Annotated in this window: 10 protein-coding genes, 1 other RNA gene and 1 pseudogene; 7 read left to right on the forward strand and 5 right to left on the reverse strand. The window is 65.3% G+C overall.

Translation table 11 applies throughout. The features are described 5' to 3' along the window. Together rnpB and rnc are read left to right on the forward strand one after the other, a co-directional pair. An RNA gene (gene rnpB / locus ACIQ2E_RS09515) (RNase P RNA component class A) lies at positions 1-248 on the forward strand; the annotation flags it as partial. Between the two features lie 14 nt (positions 249-262). After that, positions 263-976, forward strand: a complete 714-nt coding sequence (gene rnc, locus ACIQ2E_RS09520) for a ribonuclease III (RefSeq protein WP_398329460.1) — start codon at positions 263-265, stop codon at positions 974-976. On the opposite strand, the gene ACIQ2E_RS09525 is transcribed toward rnc, so the two are convergent. Further along, positions 977-1,159: an NAD(P)H dehydrogenase subunit NdhS gene (locus ACIQ2E_RS09525; protein WP_398329463.1), complete on the reverse strand. Its 183-nt coding sequence runs from the start codon at positions 1,157-1,159 to the stop codon at positions 977-979. It lies immediately after the preceding gene. A 54-nt stretch (positions 1,160-1,213) separates the two neighbouring features. Here ACIQ2E_RS09525 and rimM point away from each other — a divergent pair, with 54 nt between their 5' ends. Further along, entirely contained in the window at positions 1,214-1,855 is a 642-nt protein-coding gene (gene rimM / locus ACIQ2E_RS09530) for a ribosome maturation factor RimM (RefSeq protein ID WP_398329466.1), read from the forward strand. A 136-nt stretch (positions 1,856-1,991) separates the two neighbouring features. Beyond that, positions 1,992-3,488, forward strand: coding sequence for a mannose-1-phosphate guanylyltransferase/mannose-6-phosphate isomerase (locus tag ACIQ2E_RS09535; RefSeq protein WP_398329469.1), 1,497 nt, complete (start codon positions 1,992-1,994; stop codon positions 3,486-3,488). 20 nt (positions 3,489-3,508) lie between these two features. Here the strand turns inward: ACIQ2E_RS09535 and ACIQ2E_RS09540 are convergent, their stop codons facing one another. From ACIQ2E_RS09540 to psaC, 4 genes are all read right to left on the reverse strand, one after another. Continuing rightward, the gene (locus ACIQ2E_RS09540) at positions 3,509-3,730 is read right to left on the reverse strand and encodes a hypothetical protein (RefSeq protein ID WP_398329472.1); all 222 of its coding nucleotides are present in this window, start codon (positions 3,728-3,730) and stop codon (positions 3,509-3,511) included. Beyond that, the gene (locus ACIQ2E_RS09545; RefSeq protein WP_398329475.1) at positions 3,727-3,960 is read right to left on the reverse strand and encodes a hypothetical protein; all 234 of its coding nucleotides are present in this window, start codon (positions 3,958-3,960) and stop codon (positions 3,727-3,729) included. Before ACIQ2E_RS09545 ends, ACIQ2E_RS09540 begins: the two co-directional genes overlap by 4 nt. Before the next feature lie 139 nt (positions 3,961-4,099). Beyond that, the gene (gene glmS, locus ACIQ2E_RS09550; protein ID WP_398329478.1) at positions 4,100-6,016 is read right to left on the reverse strand and encodes a glutamine--fructose-6-phosphate transaminase (isomerizing); all 1,917 of its coding nucleotides are present in this window, start codon (positions 6,014-6,016) and stop codon (positions 4,100-4,102) included. A 68-nt stretch (positions 6,017-6,084) separates the two neighbouring features. After that, positions 6,085-6,330, reverse strand: a complete 246-nt coding sequence (gene psaC, locus ACIQ2E_RS09555; RefSeq protein WP_006850103.1) for a photosystem I iron-sulfur center protein PsaC — start codon at positions 6,328-6,330, stop codon at positions 6,085-6,087. Between the two features lie 128 nt (positions 6,331-6,458). Between psaC and acpP the strand changes: the two genes are divergently transcribed. The 3 genes and pseudogenes from acpP to ACIQ2E_RS09570 form a co-directional block, all read left to right on the forward strand. Next, entirely contained in the window at positions 6,459-6,701 is a 243-nt protein-coding gene (gene acpP / locus ACIQ2E_RS09560; RefSeq protein WP_010312348.1) for an acyl carrier protein, read from the forward strand. Between the two features lie 7 nt (positions 6,702-6,708). Continuing rightward, positions 6,709-7,956, forward strand: a complete 1,248-nt coding sequence (gene fabF, locus ACIQ2E_RS09565) for a beta-ketoacyl-ACP synthase II (RefSeq protein WP_398329485.1) — start codon at positions 6,709-6,711, stop codon at positions 7,954-7,956. Between the two features lie 59 nt (positions 7,957-8,015). After that, positions 8,016-8,811 (forward strand): annotated as a pseudogene (locus ACIQ2E_RS09570) (transketolase); the annotation flags it as partial.

Here is an 8,811-nt window from a genome sequence, read left to right on the forward strand (position 1 = left end):
ATGGCCCTTCGGGGATCAGGCAAGGGTGCAAAGGTGCGGTAAGAGCGCACCAGCAGCATCGAGAGGTGCTGGCTCGGTAAACCCCGGCTGGGAGCAAGGCCCAGGGACAACGGTTGGCCATGACACCCGTCCCGCTTCAAGTGCGCCGCTCGAGGCCACCGGTAACGGTGGTCCCAGACAGATGATCACCCCCCGGAGCGCTCCGGCACTCCGGAGAACAGAACCCGGCTTACGTCCTGCTTTCACCCCTTCAGCGCTGCCCATGGATGCCGCCCGCCGCCAGCAGCTGATCCGCTTCCTCACCCAGCTCTCCCTGCAACCGCCGGCGTCGCTGGGCGATTCAGAGCTGATGCCCCTGGAGCAGGCCCTCACCCACACCTCCGCGGGCCGGGCCTACAACCACGAGCAGCTGGAGTTTCTCGGCGATGCTGTGTTGCGGCTGGCGGCTTCTGAGTTCCTGGAAGACACCCAGCCGCAGCTCTCGGTGGGAGAGCGCTCGCGCCTGCGGGCACAACTCGTGAGCGATCGCTGGCTGGCCAATCTGGGCGAGCTGTGCGGGATCGATGCTGTGCTGCGCATCGGTGCGGTGGCAGCGGGTGATCACACCGGACGCGCCACCCTGCGGGCGGAAGCCTGCGAAGCGGTGATCGGCGCGCTGTATCGCATCTGGGGCGACCTCACGCCGGTGCACCAATGGCTCAGGCCCCACTGGCAACGCAGCCTCAAGCAGCTGCAAGCCGATCCCAACCTCAACAACTGGAAATCAGCGCTGCAGGAATGGAGCCAAGGCCAGAAGCTTGGACTTCCTCATTACCAATGCCAGGAGGTGAGCCAACGCCATGGCGACCCCAGGCGTTTTCACAGCCAGGTGAGCCTCGAAGGCCGTGCGCTGGGCGAAGGGTGGGGCGGTTCGCGCCGGCAGGCCGAGCAGGATGCGGCGCGTGTCGCGCTGGAGCAGCTCCAGCAGCCCAGGTAATCAGGCCTGCTCCAGGATCTTGAGGGGCATGGTCACCAGCTTGTCCCAGTTGCCGCCTTCAAACAGCACGGCGGCATCGCGGCCACTGATGCGCTGCACGAAGCCCTGGTAGCCGTTGTAGATCGAGGTGGCATCGCGCACCACCACGGTGGAGCCCGGCAGGATCGGCAGGGTTTCAGCCATGGGTGCAGCTCGGGTGCGGGGCCATTATCGAGGCTGACGGCGCAGCATGGGTTGATGGCTGAGGAGCAAGAGCTGCTGGTGGTTGGTCGTGTGGTGGCCGCCCAGGGGCTGCGCGGCGAACTGCGGGTTAATCCGCTCAGCGACTTTCCCGAACGCTTCACCCGCCCTGGCCGCCGGTGGCTGCGCCCTGCCCAGGGGCGCCGCGGCGAAACGGCAACGGCCGCTGAGGTGGAACTGCTCAGCGGCCGTCAGCTGCCGGGCAAGGAGCTGTTTGTGATCCGCCTGGAGGGCGTGGACGACCGCAGCGCCGCTGAAGCGCTGGTGGGCCAGGAGCTGCTGGTGCCAGCAGCAGATCGACCCAAACTGGCCAAGGGCGAATTCCACCTCCTTGATCTGGTGGGTCTGGAGGTACGACTGCTGGAGGGTGCTGACGACGCCACCGGCCAGCCCAGCGGCCGGTGTATCGGCACCGTGAAAGACCTGATCCACGCCGGCAACGATCTGCTGGAGGTGGAGCTGAGCGGCAGTGGAGCGCCTCTGTGGATTCCTTTTGTGGAAGCGATCGTGCCCGTGGTGGAGCTGCAGGCAGGCTGGATCGGGATCACGCCGCCGCCGGGCTTGCTGGAGCTGAGCGCCAACACCGGGGCCGATGCCGCTGATGCGACCGACTCCGGCAGCGACCAGGGAGCGGACTAGCGCATCATCCGCAGGGTCCGAAATAACGGACAGTCTGTACAGAATTCTGGATGGTGCGGTGCGCGGGTTGGCCGCGACCCAGGCTTGGGTTGGAATAGCTGCACGCATAGACGCCGCCGCTGCGCCCAGCTCGCCCATGACCGCTCTCGTTCCCGTGATCCTCTGCGGCGGCACCGGCACCCGGCTGTGGCCCCTCTCGCGGGCCACCTATCCCAAGCAGTACTGGGCCCTGGCGGGTGATGGCCAAGACACCCTGCTGCAGCAGACCCATCAACGGCTTGAGGGCATTGCTGGCCTGCAACCTCCGCTGCTGATCTGCAATGAAGACCACCGCTTCATCGTGGCTGAGCAGATGCGCCAGATCGGTGTGGAGCCCGCGGCGATCCTGCTGGAGCCGATGGGCCGCAACACCGCACCGGCCGTGGCCGTGGCAGCCCTGCAGGCCACAGCGCACGGCGACGACCCTCTGCTGCTGGTGCTCGCAGCCGACCATGTGATTCAGAACGCCGCCCGTTTCCGCGCGGCCGTGAAGGCGGGGATGGCCGCCGCAGAAGCCGGCCAGCTGGTGACGTTCGGCATCGTGCCCACCGCCCCGGAAACGGGCTACGGCTACATCGAGGCCGCTGAAGCACTCCAAAGCAGCGGCACAGCCGATGAGAGCGATCGGGCGCCTCAGCAGCCCGTGCGCATCGCCCGCTTCGTGGAGAAGCCGGATCGCGCCACGGCCGAGCAGTTCCTGGCCAGCGGCCGCTTCACCTGGAACAGCGGCATGTTTTTGTTCAAAGCCAGCGCGATCCTGGCGGAACTGGAGCGGCTGGCACCGGAGGTGGTGAGCGCCTGCAGCGCCGCCCTCGAGCACGACAGTGAAGACCTTGATTTCCTGAGGCTGGAGCGGGAAGCGTTCGCCGCCTGCCCGAATGTGGCGATCGATGTGGCCGTGATGGAGCGCACCGACCGCGGCGCCGTGCTCCCGCTAAACGCCGGCTGGAGTGATGTGGGCAGCTGGAGCGCCCTCTGGGAAACCGCGGAGCAAGACAACGACGGCAACGTGCTGCGCGGGCGCGTGATCTCAGAAGCGAGCAGCAACTGCTACCTGCGCAGCGAGCACCGCCTGGTGGTGGGCCTGGGGGTGGACAACCTGGTGGTGGTGGAGACCGACGATGTGGTGCTGGTGGCCCACCGCGACCGCGCCCAGGACGTGAAAACGATCGTGGGATTGCTGGAACGCGAAGGTGCCTCCGAAAGCAAGGCCCACCGCCGCATCTACCGCCCCTGGGGCAGCTACGACGGCATCACCGAGGGCGAACGCTGGCAGGTGAAAAAGATCGTGGTGAATCCTGGCGCCAGCCTCTCCCTGCAGATGCACCACCACCGCGCCGAGCACTGGATCGTGGTGAAGGGCACCGCGCTGGTGGAGAAAGACGGCGTGGAAGAGCTGGTGGGTGAAAACCAAAGCACCTACATCCCTCTGGGTGCGAAGCACCTCCTCACCAATCCCGGGAAAATCCCGGTGGAACTGATCGAGGTGCAGAGCGGTCCGTATCTCGGCGAAGACGACATCGTGCGCTTCGAAGACCGCTACGGCCGCAGCGACGCGACGACCCGCCCAATCGCACCTACCGCGACTGCCTGAAACCCCCAGGAGGTCTGCACTCAGCGGGCAGATGAGCCTCCATCAGCATCAGAAAGCCGAGCCACTGATCCAGAAGAGCGGGTAAAGGCCAGTTCAAGCATGGTCTCAAGACGGATCACGCGTCCATTGAGGTCATCGAGGCGGCGTTGCTGCTCCTTCATCAGGCCAGCCATCTCCTCCACCTTGTCGTTCATGCGAATCACAGTGGTGAGCGCCGTGAGAATCCGATCAGTGACGCTCATGATCCGGAATTCAAGGCAGCACGAACCTCGGCGAGGGCTTCATCAAGCGTCTGTTCAGCATGACGCGTGCTCAACTCCAGTTGCTTCAGGACAGCTTCCAGAGCTGCCTCCTCATCGCGCTGACTGCTGCGATTGACATAGGACGCACCGGCTTCGCGGAAAAACTGCCCCAGAGACAGCCCAAGACTGCTGGCCCGATCGGCGTAAGCAGCTTTCTCCGTAGGGGTCATCAACACGGCAACCCGCTCAGTGGCCCGCTCAACACCCTGCGGCGCCATCGAACTATCCTGTGCATGATCAGCACATACTAAGGAAAAACCGTAGCCAGGCTGCCAAGGCAGAGGTTGCCCTAGGCACGGAAGCCGGTGCTCACTCCACCGTGACGCTCTTCGCCAGGTTGCGCGGTTGATCCACATCCAGGCCGCGATGGGCTGCGATGTGATAGCTCAACAGCTGCATCGGGATCACCGTGAGCAGCGGGCTGAGCAGCTCATCCACTGTGGGCACCGGCAGCAGTGTGTCGAACAGCTCCGCATCAGCGCATTCCGGTGCCACGCCGATCAGCTGAGCATCCCGCGCTTTCGCTTCCTGGGCATTGCTGAGCACCTTGTCGAACACGGTGCCCGGCACTGCGATCGACACCACGGGCACCCGCGCATCCAGCAGCGCGATCGGACCGTGCTTCATCTCGCCGGCGGGGTAGCCCTCGGCGTGGATGTAGCTGATCTCCTTGAGCTTGAGGGCACCCTCGAGAGCGATCGGATAGTTGATCCCACGCCCGAGGAAGATCACATCCTGCGTGTCGGCAAACAGGTGCGCCAGCTGCTCGCAGCGGCGGTCGTGGTCGTCCACCAGCGCCCGCAGCTGCTCAGGCAGGGCTCGCAATCCTGCGGCCAGCTGGCGCAGCTGCTCGGGGCCGTGGCCGGTGGCGCCGCCGCCATGGCGCTCGGCAAAGGCCAGCGCCAGGCCATAGAAGGCCAGCAGCTGACCCAGGAACGTTTTGGTGGCGGCCACGCCCACCTCAATGCCGGCGCCGATGTCAAGGATCTGATCCACCAGCCGGCCCAGGGAGCTCTCCGGCCGGTTGGTGATCCCCAGCAGCCGCGGCGCATAGGCCGGATCCGCCATGGCGCGGCGCCGCTCCTGTTCCATCGCCAAGGCCGCCAGCGTGTCGGCCGTTTCACCGGATTGGGTCACGCCGATTGTGAGCGTGTGGGGGCTCAGCGGCGGCGGCGCGTAGCGGAATTCACTGGCATAGAACACGCTGGTGGGAATGCCCGCCAGCTGCTCCAGCAGATAGGCACCCACCTGCGCCGCATGGCGGCTGGTGCCGCAGGCCAGGATCTGGATCCGCTCCACACCCTCATACACGCTCTCATCGAGGGGCAGTGCTACCAGTGAGCCGGCATGGGGAGCGGCGCCGGGTTCAGCCTCCGGCAGATGCCGTGCCACCCACAGCGCCGCCGTTTCGGGTTGCTCGTGGATCTCCTTGAGCATGAAATGCCGGAAGCTGCGCTTATCCGCCACGTGCTCGGTGCCGCTCAGCAGGCTCGGGGTGCGCTGCACTCGATCACCAGCCGCGTCGTAGAGCTCAATCCCGAGGGGGGTGAGCAGGGCCACTTCGCCGTCTTCCAGCGGCAGGATCGTGCGGGTGAACCCGGCCAGAGCCGGGGTGTCGCTGGCGCAGAGGAATTCCCCTTCCCCCAGGCCGATCAGCAGCGGTGCCGACTTGCGGGCCACCACCAGGGCTCCCGGCAGCTCTCCCCACACCACGGCCAAGGCATAGGCCCCATGCAGCCGCGGCAGCACCGCCTGCAACGCCTGCAGCAGCAGGGCACCGCTGGGCGCTGAACCGCCGGCCTGCAACCGAGCCAGCTCGCGGCTGAGCAGATGCGGGATCACCTCTGTATCGGTGTCGGAGCGGAACACCACGCCTTCCGCCTGCAGCTCTTCCCGCAGGGTGCGGTAGTTCTCGATGATGCCGTTCTGCACCACCGCCACCCGGCCCGGGCCATCGAGGTGGGGGTGGGCGTTGCGCTCCTCCGGCTTGCCGTGCGTGGCCCAGCGGGTGTGACCGATGCCACACAGACCCGCCGCGCCGGAGGCTTCAAAGCGCTGGGTGAGATTCACCAGCTTGCCCTCTGCCCGCAGGCAGCTCAGCTGCCGCTCACCATTCACTGTGGCGATACCGGCGGAGTCGTAGCCGCGGTATTCCAGCTGGCGCAGACCTTCCAGCAGCAGGGGGGCCGCTTCGCGCGAACCAATCACCGCAACGATGCCGCACATAGCGCTGCCAACAACAAAAAAAGCCCGGCAGGGGCCGGGCTTGAGCTTATGGGAAGAAGCCGAAAGCCTCAGTAGGCGAGGCCCATCGAACGGGTGGTTTCATCGCCCAGGTAGACCCGGATTGAGAGGAAGTCGGTGGGGCAGGCGGTTTCGCAGCGCTTGCAGCCCACGCAATCTTCGGTGCGGGGCGACGACGCGATCTGGCCGGCCTTGCAACCGTCCCAGGGCACCATCTCGAGCACATCGAGGGGGCAAGCACGCACGCACTGGGTGCAACCGATGCAGGTGTCGTAAATCTTGACGGCGTGGGACATGTCGCCTCGGGACGCGACGCCCAAGGTACCCATGCCAAACGGCCGCCTTTGCCGCTCCGTCACCCTTGTTCATACGCATGGGTACGCCGCAGACCGCCCCGTAGGATGCGGCGTCCGCCACACCGGCCATGTCCCAGGAAGCGATCTTCGAGAAAGTCCGCTCGATCGTTGTCGAGCAGCTGAGCGTTGACGCCGGCGAAGTGAAGCCCGAATCCAACTTCCAGAACGATCTGGGCGCTGACTCGCTCGACACCGTTGAGCTGGTGATGGCTCTGGAAGAAGCCTTCGACATCGAGATCCCCGACGAAGCCGCTGAGGGCATCGCCACCGTGGGCGACGCCGTGAAGTACATCCAGGACAAGCAGGCCTGAGGAACTGATGGTGGAGGGTCTCCGCCGCGTCGTCGTCACCGGTCTCGGCGCGGTCACACCGATCGGCAACACTGTTGCTTCCTACTGGGAAGGCCTGAGCACAGGACGCAACGGGGTGGCAGTAATCACCCTGTTCGATGCCTCCGCTCATGCCTGCCGCTTTGCCGCTGAGGTGAAGGAGTTCAATCCCTCCGCCTACATCGAGCCCAAAGAGGCCAAGCGCTGGGACCGGTTCTGCCAGTTCGGTGTGGTGGCTGCCAAGCAGGCCGTGGCCCATGCCGGCCTCACCATTGATGACAGCAATGCCCACCGCGTGGGCACCGCCATCGGCTCCGGGGTGGGCGGCCTCTTGATGATGGAAACCCAGGCCCACGTGCTAGCCGACAAGGGTCCATCGCGGGTGAGCCCCTTCACCGTGCCAATGATGATCCCGAACATGGCCACCGGCCTGACGGCGATCGCGATTGGCGCCAAGGGCCCCAGCACAGCCGTGGCCACGGCCTGCGCCGCCGGCTCCAATGCCATCGGTGATGCGTTCCGCCTGATTCAGCTCGGCCACGCCGACGCGATGGTGTGCGGTGGCGCCGAATCAGCCATCACTCCCCTGGGGGTGGCCGGCTTCGCCAGCGCCAAGGCGCTGTCGTTCCGCAACGACGATCCCGCCACCGCCAGCCGACCTTTTGATGCGGAGCGCGACGGGTTTGTGATCGGTGAGGGCGCCGGTGTTTTGGTGCTCGAGAGCCTGGAGCATGCCCAGGCCCGCGGCGCCACGATCCTGGCCGAGATCGTGGGCTACGGCATGACCTGCGATGCCCACCACATCACCTCACCCTCTCCCGGCGGCGTAGGCGGTGCTGAAGCGATGCGCCTGGCGCTGCGCGATGCACGGCTCGATCCGGAAGCGGTGGATTACGTGAATGCTCACGGCACCAGCACCCCTGCCAACGATCTCAACGAAACCTCGGCGATCAAGGCCTCCCTTGGGGAGCGCGCGCTGCAGATTCCGGTGAGTTCGACCAAATCAATGACGGGTCACCTGCTAGGTGGCAGCGGCGGCATCGAAGCAGTGGCAGCCGTGTTGGCGATTGGCCACAACCTGGTGCCACCTACGATCAACTACCAAAATCCTGATCCTGCTTGTGATCTGGATGTCGTTCCCAACCAAGCCCGGGAACACAAACTGGATGTGGTGCTGTCCAACTCCTTCGGATTCGGCGGCCACAACGTCTGCCTGGCGTTCCGCCGGATGACCTGATCTTTCTCAGCTCACCGCGGTTTATCCGCTCCTCACACTTCGCCCTTACCCGTAATCCCATGGTCGCCGCGCCTGCTGCTGGAATCCAATCCGTCGACACCCTCTGCGTCAACAGCATCCGCTTCCTGGCGGTCGACGCGATCAACAAGAGCAACTCGGGCCACCCGGGTCTGCCGATGGGTTGCGCGCCCATGGCCTACACGCTTTGGGACAAGTTCCTGAAGCACAACCCCAAGAACCCCAAGTGGTTTAACCGCGACCGCTTCGTGCTGTCTGCCGGCCACGGCTGCATGCTGCTCTACGCGCTGCTGCACCTCACCGGCTACGACTCGGTGACCATCGACGACATCAAGCAGTTCCGTCAGTGGGGCTCCAAGACTCCCGGCCACCCCGAAACCTTTGAAACCGCCGGTGTGGAAGTGACCACCGGCCCTCTGGGTCAGGGCATCGCCAACGCTGTGGGTCTGGCCATGGCCGAAGCCCATCTGGCCGCCAAATTCAACAAGCCCGATTGCAAGCTCGTTGATCACACCACCTACGTGATCATGGGCGACGGCTGCCACCAGGAAGGTGTGAGCGGTGAAGCCGCCTCCCTGGCCGGTCACCTGGGCTTGGGCAAACTGATCGCCCTCTACGATGACAATCACATCACGATCGATGGAAACACCAACGTTTCCTTCACCGAAGATGTGCTCAAGCGCTACGAGGCCTACGGCTGGCACACCATCCACGTAGCGGACGGCAACACCGACCTAGCCGGCATCGCCCGCGCCATTGAGGAGGCCAAGAGCGTCACCGATCGTCCCTCGATGATCAAGGTGACCACCACCATCGGCTACGGCTCCCCCAACAAGG

The sequence above is a fragment of the Vulcanococcus sp. genome (genome assembly GCF_044369115.1).
In the GTDB taxonomy this organism is placed as follows: domain Bacteria; phylum Cyanobacteriota; class Cyanobacteriia; order PCC-6307; family Cyanobiaceae; genus Vulcanococcus.